Source organism: Deinococcus alpinitundrae (assembly GCF_009982895.1).
In the GTDB taxonomy this organism is placed as follows: domain Bacteria; phylum Deinococcota; class Deinococci; order Deinococcales; family Deinococcaceae; genus Deinococcus; species Deinococcus alpinitundrae.
The window spans coordinates 1-278 of the sequence record NZ_WXZL01000209.1 but is presented as its reverse complement, the minus strand read 5'-3'; the positions used below and the strand labels follow the sequence as shown (position 1 = coordinate 278).

General features: G+C 60.8%; 1 protein-coding gene. It reads right to left on the bottom strand.

What is annotated here, in order from left to right:
• On the bottom strand, positions 1–238 hold a 238-nt coding region (locus GUI70_RS23070; RefSeq protein ID WP_161884558.1), incomplete at its 3' end, for a helix-turn-helix domain-containing protein.
• Between the last annotated feature and the right edge of the window lie 40 nt (positions 239–278).

The following is a 278-nucleotide window of genomic DNA, read 5'->3' as shown; positions in this document are numbered from 1 at the left end:
CACGCTGCTCCCCGGACAGCGCAGGCGGTCGGCCCGTCGTGACGGTGGCCTGGAGCGCATCTGGGCCACGGTGACGGAGGCGATATTTCCAGTCGCGGACGGTACTCACCGAAACACCCAGGAACTCAGCGAGTTCCTGGGTGGTGTGCGTTTGAGTCTCGAGCAGTTGGAGAAAGCGCAGGCGACGTTCTTCGAGTTGAGCTCGGGTGAGGTGCGATGGGAGCCAACGGTCAGTCATCCAATCATTCTACCGTCGTTCACTTCAGCCGAGATCAATA